We start from the raw sequence: 15,741 nt of genomic DNA on the forward strand, positions 1-15,741 counted from the left end.
GCTAGCTGCAGTCACTGCTCAACCGCCGACACAGTTCGCCTCTCAGGTAGCGCGAAAGATCCTGCTGGGGGGCCGTAAGGTCCCCCTGGCTCGTGCCAATGAACCGGATCTTGGCGTCCTTGACGGCACTGATCTGTGAAGTCGCGAAGCAGCGCTCGACGATGCCCTCGGCCACGCCCACGGTCGCCTGCTTGTTGTCCAGGTTCATGCAGTCGCCCTGCTCGCCGGTGCCCATCAGGTCGCTCCAGACGACCACCGTGACGTCGCCGAGCTTCACGCCGGGGGTGTTGCGCAAGGACTGGATGTCGTCGTTGACGGCGCCAAGCAGGCTGGTGAYGCTGCCGGTCGCGCCGACCGGGGTCTCCTGCACGACGTGGCTGAACTCCGTCTGCAGCGCCTCGCCGCCCTTGCCGCGGTCCTTGGCCTGCCGAGTGCTGTTGGCGCGCTTGACGAGGAACGGCTTGTCGCCGGCGAAGCAGGGGAAGGTCTTCATGCCGGTGCCGGTGCCGCCACTGGCGATGACCTTGACGTACTGGCCATTGGCGAGCGCTATGTCGATGTAGGGGCGCATGGCCGTCGCGACCTGCTCGCCGGTGGCGGCGGAGTTGTTGGACAGGTCCAGCAGGACGAGGAGAAGGGGTCTCGTCGCGCCCTTCTTCGTCGTCTTTTCCTGGTAGGCCGAGCAGTCGCCAGCCTTCTTGCCGAGGAGGCTGTTCAGGTCGCAGCCAGCCAGCACGGGCATCAGAACCARCAGACCGGCGAGGGTCATGGCGAGCCGGCTACGCAGGCGGGTGGCGTTGAGGGTGCTCACTTGAGGACGATCTCCACCTTGCGGCGGGTGGAGTCCGGCACGCCGTCCTGCGCGCCATCCTCACCCTTCGGGACAACCTGAAGGACCGAGCCGTCGATGCCGTCCCCGACGAGGACTGCCTTCACCGCGTCGCCGCGGCGCCTGGACAACTCCAGGTTCGCGTCGGTGGAGCCGAGACCATCGGTGTAACCGACGATCTGGATCTCTCCGGCGTGCTCGCGCAGGGTCGGCACGATCTCGGCGAGGGCCTGGGTCGCCTCCGGCAGCAGCTGGTCGCTGCCGACGTCGAACAGATAGTCCGAGCTCACCGTCGTCACCTGGCTGCCGTCGGACTGCCTGATGAACTTGCCGATCGGCGGCAGCTCGTTGGGGACGATGGTTGGCTTCGCCCGGGTCCCCGTCGCGGCCGGAGTAAAGGCCGTGTCGTCGGCGCTGGTCGAGCAACCGGCAGCCGTGACCACGAGCGCGCCGGCGGCCAGCACGGCCGCGGCGCGTAGACGAACTACCGGGGTGAGTCGCATCGTGGGCGATTCCTCCCCGGTAGTGAGGTTGGCGTGGTACACAGTCAGCCCCTAACTGCGAACGCGGGGCCAAACATAACGGGGCAAGCCGGATCGGCCTGCGGCAGGCCGGCTCGTTGTTCTCCAAGTGGGGCAGAAGCGGGCGTCGTTGTCGAATGGGTCACTCAGGGGTTGAGTGGGGCCAGTGCGACTCTTCGCCATGAAGTACGTTAGCCGGTCCCCCGAAGCGTCCGTCGTGAGGGGCTCACATCCCCGGTGACCTGGTGCGATGCGTTGATCTCGGCGGTACGCCCGCGGCGCCGAGGCAGAGGTGCCAGGCGAGGTGGTCCGGTCTTTGCTCGGGCCTAGCGCGGCCTGGCGGTGACGAAGATCGCGGTGGAGGGGAGGTAGTGGCCGCGGACGGGGCCCCACTGACCCCAGACCTCGCGGTTGTCCTCCGGCCACTCCGGCTCGACGACGTCGAGCAGCGTGAGCCCGGCGGCCACGATCTCGCGGACCCGGTCGCCCATGGTCCGGTGCGTCTCGACGTAGGCCGGCCGGCCGGAGTCGTCACGCTCCAGGTAGGCGCGCCGGTCGAAGTAGCTCTGGATGACCCGCATCCCGGCCTCGTCCGGCTCGTCCGGCAGGCACCAGATCATCGGGTGGTTGGTCGAGAACACCCAGCGCCCGCCGGGCCGCAGCACTCGGGCGACCTCGCGCATGACCGCGCCACTGTCCGCCACGAACGGCACGGCGCCGAACGCCGAGCAGGCGAGGTCGACCGACTCGGAGGCGATGGGCAGCGCGGTCGCGTCCGCCTGGGCCAGCGGCACCGGAATCCCGGTACGCCGGCCGAGCTCGGCGCCGTGGGTGAGCTGACCCAGGGAGATGTCCACGCCGACGACCTGGGCGCCCCGCGCGGCGAGCCAGCGGGCGCACTGTGCCGCCCCGCAGCCGACCTCGAGCACCCGGCGGCCGGCGACGTCGCCGAGCAGGCGGACCTGGGACTCGCGCAGCCCCTCCGGGCACCAGCAGAAGTCGACGTCGCCGAGGAAGTGGCCGTGCTCGCGCTGGTAGGCGCTCGCCTCGTCCTCCCAGTAGCGCCGGCTCGCCGTCCGCGCCGTCGCCTCGTCGACCTCCTCGTAGCGCACCAGCGCCGCGTCGCTCACCGGGCCAGTCTCCCGCGCGGGCGCCGGCCGCCTGCCGGTGGCCGGCGCGCCGCCGGTCCGCGGGCCCCGGGCCAGGGTCGAGGCCGCCAGGACGCCGCCTGCCTGGCCGTCATACCTGGGTGACGGCCGCGCCGATCACGGCGCGCTCGCCGGCGACGCTGACCGGGGTGTAGACGACGCCCGAACCGCCCTCGGGGTCGAGGAACCGGCCCCGTCGGCTCTCACCGACGAACCGGGCCCGGCCCTCCAGCGAGCCGCGGCGCACCTCGTGGCCCGCGGGCCCGAACGGCCCGGTACCAGACAGGCCCGACCCCGTCGCCACCGGCGTCGCGTAGAGCTGGACGACGGCGCCGGGCACCGTCGTCCAGCGCAGCGCGATCCCGGCCAGGGTCGCCCGGCACTCCAGGTCGGTCACGGGGCGGGGGAGGGCCACCGCGGTGACGGTGACCTCGGCGCAGCTCGACGGGTCGAACAGGACGCTGGCGACGGCCGGGGCCACCCAGACGCGGTAGCGGTAGGTCGCGCCGGCCTGGACGTCGTTGTCGAGGTACTGGCCGCCGGACCCGCGGAACCGGCGCATCGCCCCCTGGAAGGACGACGCCTCGTCGAAGATCCGCTCGATGACGACCTCGTTGTGGCCGGGGATCGGGCGCCAGGACAGCGCGACCGAGTCGCCGACGAGGTCGGCGCGCAGCGCCGTCACGCTGGGCACGAGGATGCGGGGCTCGGTGCTGACCGGGACCGACGCGGCCGGCGACGGCTCCTGGCTGGTGCCACCGCCGCCGCCCGAGTGCCCGGTCGCGTCGCGGAAGGTCGCGACGACCTGATGGCGAAACGGCACACCCTTGGGGGCTCCCGCGTCGAACAGCTCGGTGACCCCGGTGGTGCCGAGCCCGCGGGAGCGCCAGCCGCCCGGGGCGGCGGGGTCCGCGATCAGGCGGAACACCCGGTAGACGACGCCGGGCGTGGGCGACGGCGCCCAGCGCAGCGCGATCGCGCCGTCCTCCTCGAGCGCGGTGAGCTCGGCGGGCGGCAGCGGCCGGGTTCCCGTCGGCTGGGGACGGGGGTCACCGCCCGCCCGGCCGGCGGCGGAGGAGCGGGAGGCGACGGAGGCGGCGGCCGCCGCCGGCGACGGGCCCGGCACGCCCCGGTCCGCCGACGGGTGGTCGGTCCCGCCGTGCACCCGGGTGGGCGGGATGTCGACGGTCGCGTCACGGATCCGGCGGGGCGTGGTCGCCGTCGCGTCGACGTCCACATAGCTTGGGTCGACCGCGCGGATCGTGTCGAGGAAGATCTGTCGAGCCGCGGCGGGGCGCATCCGCGTCCTTGGGTTCTTCTCCAGCAGGCCGAGCAGCGCGGCGGTGATCGGTCCCGCGTGCTGGGGCCGTGGCGCCGGGGCGAGCACGATCGCCGCGAGCATCGCGCTGAAGCTTTCCCGCGCGAACGGGGCCTGACCTTCTACCGCGAAGTAAAGAGTGCCGCCAAGGCTGAAAAGGTCAGCTTCCAATGTGGCTGGCTCGTTGTTCAGCCGTTCCGGGGCCATGTAGAGCGGGGTGCCGATAACGCCGGTCACGGTCAGTGTCGGATCACCGTCGGCGGTCGCGATCCCGAAGTCGGTGAGGACGACGCGGCCGTCGTGCGCCATCAGCACGTTCGACGGTTTGACGTCGCGGTGGATGACGCCGAACTCACCGGCGGCCGAGAGCGCGTCGACCATCGCGAGGCCGACGCGGGCGACCTCGGCCGGCGGCAGGGGCCCGTCCTCGCGAACGACGTCGAACAGCGACCGGGACGGCACCAGCTCCATGACGATCCAGGGCAGGCCGTCCTCCAGGACGACGTCGAGGATCGTCACGACGTGCGGGTGGGCGCGCAGCTTCGTCGCGTGCCTGGCCTCGCGCAGCGCGCGCTCGACCCGGTCGGCGCGCTCCTCGTCGGGCACCCCGCCGGCGAACTCGATCTCCTTGAGCGCGACCTCGGCGTCGAGGAGCTGGTCGAAGGCGCGCCAGACGGTCCCCATCGCGCCCGCGCCCAGCGGAGCGAGAAGCCGATAACGTCCCGCCACTACTCGGATTGCGCCTGGACCGGCCGTCACGTCACCCCCCATAACAGCGTTGGGACGTGTACCGCCGCGGCCCGGCGGGCGAGCTTTCCCCGCCCCGCGGGCCCGAACGGGCGTTCCCCGCGGCCATTTCATCATCCCGGACGGCAATCTGGGCAGCCGTCACGGACAGCTTCTCGCGTCTTCCCGGAACAGTCGTCAGCGCCCATCCCAGCTCACGCGGCGCGCCGACCTATGCCTACGTCATGAATCTGACTCGTCACTCAGTGGCGCAACTTTCGTGCGTGACCGAAAGTCCTCGGCCGGCGGCCGGCGGCCGGCGGCCGGCGGCGGGCGTCAGGGCCGGAATGTCTCCGCCCAGAGCGCGACGTCACCGGGCTCGTCGACCGGGCGGTGGCCGGTGAGGCCGTTGACCAGCTCGACCAGCGCGGCCCGGTTGCGCCCCGGGCCGACGAGGACGGCGTCCGGCCGCAGCGCACCGTACGCCTCGCGCAGGCCGGGCAGCGCGAGCGCCTCGGCCGGCGTCAGCGTGCCCGCCTCCACCCGCAGCACGGCGGTGGTCAGCGGGCTCGGATCGCCGTGGAACTGTGCCCCGCCGTTCGGCGCGGGGACGGTGCAGTAGCAGCCCGCGAGCCTGAACCGATAGTCGGCCTCGGCCTGCCAGAGCATCGCGGCCGGGGTGTCCGGCCGCGGGTAGGGCGCTACCAGCACCGTCGAGCCGCGCGGGATCACGTCCACCGCCGCCGTCGTGAAGAACTCGGGCGTCCGCATCTCGCGGGCGTGCAGCGACGCCGGGACGAGCGGGACCAGCGCGGCGGCGGCGAGCACCGCCGCGCCCGCGCGCCGCCGCCACGGCCGGAAGCGAAGCTGCTCCAGCCAGATCGCGAGCGCCAGCCCGGCGAACATCGTCAGGTAGAGCGACAGCCGGGCCGGCAGCGCGCTGCCCAGCAACGGCAACCGCTGGAGGGCGGCCCACGGCAGCGGGACCCGGGTGATCCGGCCGTCGACGTGCAGGTGCCCGCCGAGCGAGAGCAACGCGACCAGCAGGAACAGCGGGATGAGCACCCGGACGAGCGGTTCTCGACGCAGCCGGACGGCGAGCACCACGAGCAGCACCACCAGCGGCGCGCCCAGGTAGCCGCTGACCTCCACGGCGTTGCCAGTGAACCCGAGGCTGTGGTGGAGCGCCTGGTCCGGCGCCAGCCACTGCAGCGGCGTCGGCACGACGATGGTGAACAGGTCGGCGACCGCGACATCATGCGGCTGGATCGCCCCATGGACCCGGTACGGCCCGAAGAACTGCGCCGCCAACGGCCAGGCGAGCAGCGCGGCGGAGACGAGCGCGCACCAGCCCAGCATCCGGGCGAGCTGGCCGGCCTTCGCCAGCGCCGCCGAGCGGTGGTGTGCGGCCAGGATCAGCAGGCCCAGCGCCCCCACCAACGCGGAGGTCGCCAGCAGTTCCTCGCTGATGAGCGCCTGCGCCGCGACGGCGAGACCGAGCAGCAGACCGGTGCGCCGCGCGCCACGGCCGCGCACGAGCAGGTCGTGCAGCAGGGCCAGCAGGATCGGGGGGAACGGCGCGAACGTCAGGTGCAGGTGGCCGAGGGAGGCRCCGACGATGTACGGGCTGAAGCCGTAGATCAGGCCGGCGACGGCCGCCGGCCCGGTTCCCACCCACCGGCGGGCCACGCCGTACATCGCGATGGCCGAGACGGCCGGGGCGAGCGTGAGCAGGGTGTTCAGCGCCGCCACCGGCCCGACCAGCAGCGTCACCGGCGCGACCAGGACGGCGAGCAGCACCACCGGCGTGCTCCACAGGATGTTGACGCCGTCCGGTGCGTTGATCATGTCGCTGACGAACGGGTTCATCCCATGGCCGATGGCATGCGGGACCCAGCCGATGTACCAGCTGAACAACGTCGCGTCCGAGACGCCGTAGCCGCGGCCGCCCGGATCCACCCAGAGCGAGCGCAGCATCAGCGTGGCCAGCGCGCAGTAGCCGACGAACAGGAACGGCCAGCGCGGCAGCCGTCGGGGGTCGCGGCGCCGATGCCCCGACCCGGCCGGCCGGCTGCCCGCTCCGAGCGGCGAGGGACTCACGGGCCTGGGCATCGGCGCGGTGGACGTCGACGTCCGGGCCGACGTCGGTGCCGACGCTGGCGCTATGGCGGTGGCCGAGTCGGCCAGGGGCTGGTCGGCCATGGGCTGGTCGGCCGTGGTCGACGGGACGTGTCCGTCGTGGGCGGCGGCGATCGGACGCTCGTCGGTGGCGGACATATCACCCCCAGGCAGGCCTYGCATGGCCATACGCGCGCCGTCACCCGCGGCGCGTCGCCCGGAACTTTACCGGTAAGGGGGGATTGGTCGCTTTCGGTAACCTAAATTGATCAAGAAGTCCTTAGGCGGCCGCGGTGGAGGTGCCCGGGTGCCACTCCGAGACCAGGGCGCGCCATTCGCGGTAGCGGGCCAGCTGGTAGGCCGTGGCGACGACGCCGACGGGGTCGAGGACGGCCACGGGGTAGCCGAGCTCGGCGCGGTAGCCGCGCTCGCCGACGATGATCCGTCCACCGAGCCGGGCGACGCCGACGACGATCGGCAGCGACGTCCAGCGAGGACGCGGCGCCCCCGCCAGCTCCGTGGGATCGCGCCAGGCATACAGCCCGCAGCCGCACCCCTGGTCCGGGATGCCGCCTGAGCCCGACCCGCCGAACTCGCCCGGGTCGGGCGGCATCCCGGGTTCGCCGTCCTCGCCGTCCTCGCCTTCCCCGCTGTGCGCGCTGTGCCTGGAGTGTTCGCTGCGCTCGGGGCGCTCGGGGCGCTCGGGGCGCTCGGGGCGCTCGGGGCGCTCGGGGCGCTCGGGGCGCTCGCCGGGCGGCCGGTCGTGGGGGCCGCGCAGGCAGTGGGCGCGGGTGAGGCCGTCCGCCCGCCACAGCAGCAGCTCGGGCGGATGGGGCGACCAGGGCGTCCAGGCCGGCCGGAGCAGCCCGGCGCGGTCGACGGCCCACTGCCGCCAGCCCAGCAGGCTCATCGCCCGCTGGCGCCCGTTGTCGCCCCGGCCGGGACGGGCTCGGCGGGTTGGAGCGGTTCGGCCGGTACGGTCAGCGGCTCCTCGTCCGGCCAGGAGATCGGCTCGTCCTCGACGATGCGTTCCGGCTTACCGATGTCACCCATGCTTCCAGGGTCGGTCCCGACCGGTGACCGGTCAATCGCCTTCACCCGTCGATCTTTCGGATCCGCCGAAGCCCCGCGCCACCGCCGCTCCCTCCCGTCCTCCCGCTCCCTCCCGTCCTCCCGCTCCCTCCCGTCCTCCCGCTCCCTCCCGCGCCTCGCCGTCCTCGGCCCGTGCCACCGCCCTGTCGGCCGCATGATCGTGGTTTCCGCCCTCGGATGGTCGCGAACGGGGCTGGATGACAGCCACCGGAGGGCGCAGGTGGCGATCAAGCGGCGGGCGTCGCCCGGGGCACGACTTGATCGCGGTGAGCTTGCCGAAAATTGYGCGAAATATGTGCTTTACGTGGGTCGCTGGTCTGGCGCGGGTCGAACGTGCCGTGCGCGGGCTTCATCTTCTACATCGCAATAGGACTTAAGGTGCCGTAACTGGATAGTCATCCTCGTTTCCACAATGACCTGTCTGTGCTATATGTAGCCGTCGGCCCTGGTTAATGGCGGGCGGAGAAAACTGCGGAGGTCCTGCGTGACGGCGACGTCGAGGCCGGCGGCTCCGGGGGTCACGCGCCCGCGGGCGTGGGTGCCGCCATTAGCCGCGGACGAGGTGGACGCGAACGTCCTCGAACGGTTTCATTTGGTCGCGCGTCAGTGCGCCGACGAGGTAGTGCTGCGGTCACATCGTGGAACTCTCACCTTTGGTGAGATTGACCGCTGGTCCGACGATCTGGCTAACCGGCTACTGGACCGTTCCAAGACGACAACGGACGCTTCCCGCCCGGTCGCGCTGCTTTTCGGGCATGATCCGGCCGCCGTTGTCGCAATGATCGGCATTCTCAAGGCCGGTCGGCCATTCGTGCCGCTGGACGGGCACCTGCCGGCCGAACGGATGGCAAGGATCCTCGAGCTCGCCGGCGCCGATCTGTGCGTGTGCGCGGGCCCTTCCGCCGGTCCCGTCGTCGGCGGCACCGGCGGCCTGGCCGACGAGTCGGACGCGACGCTCGACCTGGCCGGCCTGCTCCCGCCCTGGGTCGAGCCGTTCCCGGTCGGCGAGCGCCCCGGCACCGGCTACGAGCCCCGGCGCGCCAGCACGCTCGACGGCCTCGGCCTCGACGGCCTCGACGGCCTCGACGGCCTCGGCCTCGACCGCCTGGACGGCCCGGACCCGGCGGCCGCCGCCCGCCCGGCGGTCCGCGCCCCCCGCCGGGAGGGCCGCGACCCGGCAATGCTGATCTTCACGTCCGGCTCCACCGGGGTGCCGAAGGGCGTGGTGTGGAACCACAGCACCTTCCTGTTCCACCACCAGGTATTCCAGCACGCCGTCGACTTCGGTCCGGACGACCGTCAGGTGCTGCTGCTCCCGTACAGCTTCATCTCCGGGATGAGCATCATCTTCCGAACCCTGCTGGCCGGGGCGACGCTGTCGATGTACGACCCCAGGGTCCGCGGTCTGCGTGACCTGCCGGCCTGGTTGAGCGAGGAGCGCCCGACGCTCCTCTGTGCCACCCCGTCCCTGCTGCGGGGCGTCGTCGGGGCGTTCTCCCCCGGCGAGGTGCTCGACGGGCTGCGCTACGCCCAGACGGTCGGCGAGGCGCTCTACGCCCGCGACGTCCGGCTGTTGCGCCCGCTTCTGCCGGCCGACGCGCGGATCATCACCACCTACGGCTCCTCGGAGTCCGGCCTCACCACGCTCGGCCTGATCGCGCGCGACGACGAGGTGCCCGACGGCGGCGTCGTCCCGGCCGGTCGGGTGCTGCCGGGCAAGGAGGTCCGGCTCCTGCGGGAGGACCGCTCCCCGGTGGCTCCTCTGGGTACGGAGGCGGGCCCCGGCGAGGCCGGCGAGATCATGATCTACTGCCCGTACCTGTCCGGCGGGTACTGGCGCGACGAGGAGCAGACGGCGACGCGGTTCGGCGTCGACGAGAACGGCGTCGCCTACTACCGGACCGGCGACATGGGTCGGTTCGGCCCCGACGGCCAGCTGCGGATCACCGGGCGCCTCGACGGCATGGTGAAGATCCGTGGCTACCTGGTCGAGCCGATCGAGGTCGAATCGACGCTGCTGGCCGCGCGCGAGGTCGCCGACGCCGTCGTGGTGGCGGACAAGAATGCCGACCCGCCCCGGCTGGTCGCCTACGTGGTGCCGTCACCGGACAGCCTCCCGTCCGCGGCGGCGATCCGCCGGCTGCTGCGCTCCCGGCTGCCCTCGTACATGGTGCCGGCGACGATCGTGACGCTCTCTGTGCTGCCGCGCACGGAGCGCGGCAAGGTCGACCGGATGGCGTTGCCGCCCGCGCCGCCCGCCCTGGCCGGCGACCCGCCGCGCAACGACTGGGAGGAGGCCGTCGCGAGCATCTGGGCGCGGGTCCTCAACCTGGACACCGTCGGCATCCACGACGACTTCACCGAGCTCGGCGGCGACTCCCTGGCCGCGCAGGACGTCGCCGCCCGGCTGGCGAGCGAGCTGGGCGTGCGGCTGCCCACCTCGGCGCTGGCGCAGGCACCGACGGTCGCCGAGCTCACCGCGTTCGTCTCGCGTTCGTCCGCCGACGCCGACACGCTGCGCCACCCCGACGTGATGCCGCTGCGCACCGGGGGCGCCGGGACGCCGCTGTTCTGCTTCGCCGGCGCGGGCGGGCTCGCGATCGCGATGCTCTCGCTCGCGGCGAACTTCAGCGGCGAGCGCCCGGTCTACGGGCTGCAGGCGCACGGGCTCGAGCGGCGCGGCGTCCCCGACTGGTCGGTCAGGGCGATCGCGCGCCGGCACGCCCGCCACATCCGGCTGCTGCAACCCGCCGGCCCCTACCTGCTGCTCGGGCACTCCTTCGGCGGCCTGGTCGCCTTCGAGGCGGCGCACCAACTGCGCGCGGCCGGGGAGGAGGTCGCGCTGCTGACCATCGTCGACAGCGCCCCGCCCGGCCGGATGCGCCTGTCCAGGGGCGGGGCGCTCGTGCCGTCGAAGCGGCACACGCCCGGCGCCGGCGAGTGGGCCGGGCCGGTCTTCGACGGCAGCCCCTCGCACCAGCCGCGCGAGGGTACGCGCGGCCCGGCGGACGCGCTGCGGGTCGTCGCCGACCGGGCCGGCCAGTTCGCCCGGCTTCCGCTGACGGGTGTCGTCCGCTTCCCCGGGATGCGCCAGTACGACGTCTTCTTCAACCAGGGCCGCATCCTCACGATGACCTACCGGCCGCGGCCGTGGACCGGCCGCGCGCTGCTGTGGCAGGCCTCGAACGAGGTGATCGACGGCGGCCTGCGCCCGGTGGAAGGGCTGTGGGCGCCGCTGCTCACCGGGCAGGACGCGGTCGCGCGCACGGTCCTGGGCAACCACGACAACGTGCTGCGCGAGCCGCTCATCGGCCAGCTCGCCGACGACATCCGCGAGCGGCTCGCTCAGATCGACGGCGTCAGCTAGGGCGGTCGGCTCGAGGTCGCCGGCTCGACCCCGCCTTCCGCGACCTCGCCCTTCCGCGACCTCGCCCTTCCGCGACCTCGCCCTTCCGCGACCTCGCCCTGTCGCGACCCCTACCTCGACCTCGTGCCTCGACCCGCCGGATCTCTTCGCTGACCAGGTCGGAGGGCACCGGTTCGGCGTGCCCCGCCGGCCAGACGCGACATCATCATCAAGTGCTTTATATCAAGTGCTTGCGAACGGCGAGGTCGCGCCGGTAGCGTCCGATCCACGCTTTCCGGCCGGCCGACACCGGACCGAGCCGCCTGCCGCCGGTCCGCCGGCCGCGCAACTCGCATGCAGAAGGTGGTGATCGCGATGGTCGCAAGACGGTACCGGGTCGCGCAGTGGGCCACGGGACATTCGGGCGTCAAGGCGTTACGAGGCGTCATCGAGCACCCGCTGTACGACCTCGTCGGCGTCTACGTGTACTCCGACGAGAAGGCTGGTCGCGACGCCGGCGACATCGCCGGCGTGGCGCCGACCGGAGTCATTGCCACACAGAGCATCGAGGACATCATCGCGGCCCGGCCGGACTGCGTCCTTTACATGCCTCTGTCGGACGGCTCCAAGATCGAGGAAATCGCCCAGCTACTGGGGTCGGGCGCGAACGTCATCACCATCGTCACCGACGAGTACGCCTACCGGCACCCCGCCAGCCTGGGCCCGGCCGACCGGAAGCTGCTCGAGGAGGCGTGCGAACGCGGCCAGTCGTCGCTCTACGCGACGGGACCGAGCCCGGGTTTCATCACCGAGCAGCTGCCGCTGGCGTTCCTGGCGATGATGCGCCGCCTGGACTCGCTCACCATCTACGAGTTCGCGGACATGAGGACTCGCAACTCGCCCGAGATGATCGACATGATGTTCGGCGGCGATCCGGCGGCCATGGATCTGCAGGCCACGGCGGACACTCTCCGGGACGATTTCGGCAAGCCGTTCCTCCAGTTGGCGGAGGCCGTCGGGCTTTCCATCGACGACTTCACCGCGACCGGTTCGGTGGCCGTCGCCACACACGACGAGCAGGTCGCCGTGACCACCATCAAAGCCGGCACGGTGGCCGCGTGGCACTTCGAGATCACCGGTCGGCGCGCCGGCAGGCCGCTCATGACGTTCCACCCCATCTGGTATGTCTCGCCGGACCTCGACCCACCGCTGCCGGTGCGTGACTCCGGCTGGAGGGTCGTCATCGAGGGCGACCCGCCGTTCGAGGTCGACATTCATTTCGCCCAGGGCGACGCGTACGGCCCCGTCCAGCCCGGCTACAACGCCTACATTCTCGTGAACGCAATTCCGAACATCGTCGAGGCCCCGCCGGGCATCCGGACCACGGTGGAGCTCCCGCCGATCATTCCGACGTTCGCCGTCGCCACGGCGGAGTCCTGATGCCGTCGACCGGGCGGGCCGGCGGGTGGAACGAGTGGAGCGGACGGGCGGCAATCCGATGATCTCCGTCGAACGGTACGGCCCGTGGGCGCTCGTCACGGGCGGATCGGAGGGTCTGGGCGCCTCCTTCGCCCGCCAGCTGGGGGCGGCGGGACTCAACCTGATCCTGCTGGCCCGGCGGGAAGGACCGCTGGAGCGGACCGCCGCCGAGATCCGCGCCGAGTGCGGCGTCGAGGTACGCACGCTCTCCGTGGACATCTCCGCGCCGGACCTGCTCGACCACATCCGGAAGGTCTCCGACGACGTGGCCGTCGGGCTGCTGGTCAGCAACATCGGCGGCTATTTCGGCAGCGGCCCCTTCCTGGGGCTGGACGCTGACGACGTCCGCCGGAACGTGCGGTCCAGCCCGCTGGCGCACGCGACGCTGGCTCATCACTTCGGGGCGCGCATGCTGCCGCGCGGGCGCGGCGGGATCATCCTTGTCGGCTCCCTCGCCGGCAGCGCGGGCGGCCCGGCCCGGGCCATGTACAGCGCCGGCAAGGCGTTCACCCAGATCCTCGCCGAGGGCCTCTGGACCGAGGCGGGACCCGACGGGCTCGACGTCGCGTACCTCGTGGTCGGCTCGACGGACACGCCCGCCCGGGCCCTCGCGGCCGGGCCTGTCACCGAGGGCCAGGTCGTCGACGACCCGGACGACATCGCGACCTTCGCGCTGGCCAACATCACGGACGGCCCCGTCCTCGTCCCGCCCCGGCTCCTGCCGGCGTTCACCGAGCTTGCCGCGATGCCCCGCCGGCAGGCCGCCGAGACGATGCGCGCGATGTTCGGCGGACAGCGCGCCAACTGACGGCGCGCCGACCGAGAGCGCATCTCCGTTGATGCGCGCCAACGGAGATGCGCATCGACGGAGAGCGTTTTGGCCCGGGGCCGCAAGTGCTGGCTCCGGGCCCCACCCACCCGACCAGGCCCGCCGTTTCACGACCTCGGGCCTCACCTAGYATGTGGCGACGCTGAGCAGCGCACACTGAGGGCCGAGAGCGCCGTGACYGAACGTCATCCGCGGCGCTTCGCCCGCCTACAGGCCGGACGGTGAAGATGATCGTCGTGGACGGTGAGGAACACATCACCTGGCTGCTCAAGCGGGCATTCCACCACTGGCGCCGAACGCTGAACGACGCGGTGAGCGTCGAGAACGTCACGTCGGAGCAGATCGGTGTCATGCGACATCTGAGCGGCACCCCGGGGCTGTCCGGCGCCGAGCTCGCCCGCCGCAACTTCATCACTCCGCAGGCGGCGCAGCTGTCCCTGGCGACCCTGGAACGGCGCGGCCTGATCGAACGTCGCCCCGACGCGAAGGGCGGGCGCTCGCTGGGGGCCTATCTCACTCCCGAAGGCGTCCGCGTCGCGGACGAGGCTGTGGCGCACGCCCACCAGGTGGAGGAGGACCTGCTGTCGGTGTTCGACGCCGCCGAGAAGGAGGCGTTCCGGGAGTTCCTCATCCGGCTGACCAGCCGCGCCCGACCGATCGCCGAACGCGACGGCGAGCCGTAACAGGCGACGGGGTCCCTCCCGGATCGGCGGACGGGGTTCCTGCCGGATCGGCGGAGCCGATCTGGAAGGTCGTGATCTGGGAGGTCGGCGATCAGGGAAGCCTGCGATCTGCCCGGTCGTTGACACCTGGCGACTGTGCCGAGCGGTGTCGACGCGACGATCTGGCAGATCGGTGGGGGAGCGTATGAAGGTCCGGATCGGGGTTGGGTTCGGCGGGGTTCCAGGCGATGAGCTGTCCAGCTTGGTCAAGCAGATCGCTCAGTTGGGTATCGACTCGCTGTGGCTGTCCGAGCAGCTCTCGTCGCCCACCGTCGACCCGATGATGGGGATGGCCTGGGCGCTGGCGCGCACGAACCGGCTCAAGGTCGGCACCGGCGTGGCCGTGCTGCCGGGCCGCAACCCCGCGCTGTTCGCCAAGCAGGTCGCGTCGCTGGCCGCGCTCGCGCCGGGCCGGGTGCTGCCGGTCGTCGGGCTGGGGCCGGCGCGTGCCTCCGAGCGCAGCGCGTTCCCGGTGCCGCCGGGCCGCCGCGGCGATGTCTTCGACGAGGCGCTGACGGTGGTGCGCCGGCTGCTCGTCGAGGAGTCCGTCACCCACCACGGCGAGTTCTTCCACCTGGACGCCATCGGGATCGGCGAGCTGCCGGCCCGCCCGCTCGACCTGTGGCTCGGGGGCGCAGCCCCGGCGGCGCTGCGCCGGATCGGCCGGCTCGGTGACGGCTGGCTCGCGAGCCTCGTCACCCCGGCCGACGCGGCGGCCGGCATCGAGGTCATCAACGCGACGGCGGCCGAGGCGGGCCGTGAGATCGATCAGGAGCATTTCGGCCTGAGCCTGCGGGTCGCCTTCGACGAGGTCCCGCCGGCGCAGCTGGCCGGCATCCGGGCCCGGCGGCCGGACGTCGACCCGGGCGTGTTCATCCCGGTCGGCTGGGACGCCGCCCGCGCGTCGATCGCCGACTACGTGGCCGCCGGCGTCAGCAAGTTCGTGATCTACCCCGCGCTCCCGGCCGAGAGCCTGCCCGGCTTCCTCGACGACTTCGCCCGCGAGCTCATGCCGCTCCAGACCTGACCACCGCGGCCCTTCCGCCCTGCGAGCGGTTCGTCTTTCTGCCTTGAGTTTTCCGCGGGGTCCCCGCCGATTGGCTGCCGAGTGCGAAGGGCTGGCCGTACAGGTGGGCTGTGGCTCCGGCATAGCGAATCGGTGGGGGAGGCCCTAGATATCCCACGGTTCTAACTGTCAAGCGGCGATCTTCTGGTCGGTCTGGCTGGGCCAGGCGGTGGCTTCGTCGTAAGGGGTGTGGTGGCGTAGGCAGCCGTGGAGGATGCCGACGAGCCGGTTCGACAGTGCGCGTAGGGCCTGGTGGTGGGTGGCGCCGCGGGCGCGGTGGGCGTCGTAGTAGGCCCTCGCTCCTGGAGAGACGCCCAGCGCGGCGAAGGCCTGCAGGTAGAGGGCGTCRCGTAGTCGTTTGTTGACCGCGACGCGGGCGAGCACGATCCGCCGGGTGCCGGAGGCGCGGGTGATCGGGGCGGTGCCGGCGTAGTTCTTGCGGGCCCTGGCGTCGGTGTAGCGATCGGGGTCGTCTCCGAACTCGGCGAGCACCCGGGCGGCGAGGACCGCTCCCAGCCCTGGCTGGGAGAGCAGGATCCTCGCGTCC

General features: G+C 72.3%; 13 protein-coding genes. 5 read left to right on the forward strand and 8 right to left on the reverse strand.

Going from position 1 to position 15,741, the window contains the following annotated elements; translation table 11 throughout:
• Position 1: 1 nt before the first annotated feature.
• From BCD49_RS38535 to BCD49_RS43870, 7 genes are all read right to left on the reverse strand, one after another.
• Positions 2–811, reverse strand: a complete 810-nt coding sequence (locus BCD49_RS38535; RefSeq protein WP_071042492.1) for a hypothetical protein — start codon at positions 809–811, stop codon at positions 2–4.
• Positions 808–1,332 (reverse strand): OmpA family protein, encoded by a 525-nt coding sequence (locus BCD49_RS38540; RefSeq protein ID WP_007508563.1) that lies wholly within the window; start codon positions 1,330–1,332, stop codon positions 808–810. The genes BCD49_RS38535 and BCD49_RS38540 overlap by 4 nt, the downstream gene beginning before the upstream one ends.
• A 344-nt stretch (positions 1,333–1,676) precedes the next feature.
• Positions 1,677–2,480, reverse strand: a complete 804-nt coding sequence (locus BCD49_RS38545; protein ID WP_007508564.1) for a class I SAM-dependent methyltransferase — start codon at positions 2,478–2,480, stop codon at positions 1,677–1,679.
• 109 nt (positions 2,481–2,589) lie between these two features.
• On the reverse strand, positions 2,590–4,587 hold the full coding sequence (locus tag BCD49_RS38550; protein ID WP_051466127.1) for a serine/threonine-protein kinase: 1,998 nt from the start codon (positions 4,585–4,587) through the stop codon (positions 2,590–2,592).
• Positions 4,588–4,878: 291 nt separating this feature from the next.
• Positions 4,879–6,819 carry a hypothetical protein gene (locus tag BCD49_RS38555; RefSeq protein WP_007508568.1) on the reverse strand — a complete coding sequence of 647 codons (1,941 nt, stop codon included), beginning with the start codon at positions 6,817–6,819 and terminating at the stop codon, positions 4,879–4,881.
• A gap of 121 nt (positions 6,820–6,940) precedes the next feature.
• Positions 6,941–7,570, reverse strand: a complete 630-nt coding sequence (locus BCD49_RS38560) for a hypothetical protein (RefSeq protein WP_007508570.1) — start codon at positions 7,568–7,570, stop codon at positions 6,941–6,943.
• Positions 7,567–7,758, reverse strand: coding sequence for a hypothetical protein (locus BCD49_RS43870; RefSeq protein ID WP_035924308.1), 192 nt, complete (start codon positions 7,756–7,758; stop codon positions 7,567–7,569). The genes BCD49_RS38560 and BCD49_RS43870 overlap by 4 nt, the downstream gene beginning before the upstream one ends.
• A 556-nt stretch (positions 7,759–8,314) precedes the next feature.
• On the opposite strand from BCD49_RS43870, the gene BCD49_RS38570 reads away from it, so the two are divergent.
• The 5 genes from BCD49_RS38570 (at position 8,315) to BCD49_RS38590 (ending at position 15,155) form a co-directional block, all read left to right on the forward strand.
• Positions 8,315–11,119, forward strand: coding sequence for a non-ribosomal peptide synthetase (locus BCD49_RS38570; protein ID WP_241832485.1), 2,805 nt, complete (start codon positions 8,315–8,317; stop codon positions 11,117–11,119).
• Positions 11,120–11,473: 354 nt separating this feature from the next.
• Positions 11,474–12,538 (forward strand): NAD(P)H-dependent amine dehydrogenase family protein, encoded by a 1,065-nt coding sequence (locus tag BCD49_RS38575; RefSeq protein ID WP_035926193.1) that lies wholly within the window; start codon positions 11,474–11,476, stop codon positions 12,536–12,538.
• 34 nt (positions 12,539–12,572) lie between these two features.
• Positions 12,573–13,385 carry an SDR family NAD(P)-dependent oxidoreductase gene (locus BCD49_RS38580; RefSeq protein ID WP_051466126.1) on the forward strand — a complete coding sequence of 271 codons (813 nt, stop codon included), beginning with the start codon at positions 12,573–12,575 and terminating at the stop codon, positions 13,383–13,385.
• 248 nt (positions 13,386–13,633) lie between these two features.
• Complete coding sequence (locus tag BCD49_RS38585; protein WP_007508580.1) at positions 13,634–14,089, forward strand: MarR family winged helix-turn-helix transcriptional regulator; 456 nt, start codon at positions 13,634–13,636, stop codon at positions 14,087–14,089.
• A 184-nt stretch (positions 14,090–14,273) separates the two neighbouring features.
• Complete coding sequence (locus BCD49_RS38590) at positions 14,274–15,155, forward strand: TIGR03854 family LLM class F420-dependent oxidoreductase (RefSeq protein WP_007508582.1); 882 nt, start codon at positions 14,274–14,276, stop codon at positions 15,153–15,155.
• Between the two features lie 168 nt (positions 15,156–15,323).
• Here the strand turns inward: BCD49_RS38590 and BCD49_RS38595 are convergent.
• Positions 15,324–15,741: transposase (locus BCD49_RS38595; protein WP_131803655.1), on the reverse strand; the 418-nt coding region annotated here is incomplete at its 5' end.

The sequence above is a fragment of the Pseudofrankia sp. EUN1h genome, assembly GCF_001854645.1.
Classification (GTDB): Bacteria; Actinomycetota; Actinomycetes; order Frankiales; family Frankiaceae; genus Pseudofrankia; species Pseudofrankia saprophytica.

Bases quoted from the DNA above. Each gene is read 5' to 3' on its own strand.
- BCD49_RS38585 (WP_007508580.1), top strand. From the start codon at position 13,634: ATGATCGTCGTGGACGGTGAGGAACACATCACCTGGCTGCTCAAGCGG.
- BCD49_RS38550 (WP_051466127.1), bottom strand. From the start codon at position 4,587: ATGGGGGGTGACGTGACGGCCGGTCCAGGCGCAATCCGAGTAGTGGCG.
- BCD49_RS38560 (WP_007508570.1), bottom strand. From the start codon at position 7,570: ATGAGCCTGCTGGGCTGGCGGCAGTGGGCCGTCGACCGCGCCGGGCTG.
- BCD49_RS38575 (WP_035926193.1), top strand. From the start codon at position 11,474: ATGGTCGCAAGACGGTACCGGGTCGCGCAGTGGGCCACGGGACATTCG.
- BCD49_RS38590 (WP_007508582.1), top strand. From the start codon at position 14,274: ATGAAGGTCCGGATCGGGGTTGGGTTCGGCGGGGTTCCAGGCGATGAG.
- BCD49_RS38540 (WP_007508563.1), bottom strand. From the start codon at position 1,332: ATGCGACTCACCCCGGTAGTTCGTCTACGCGCCGCGGCCGTGCTGGCC.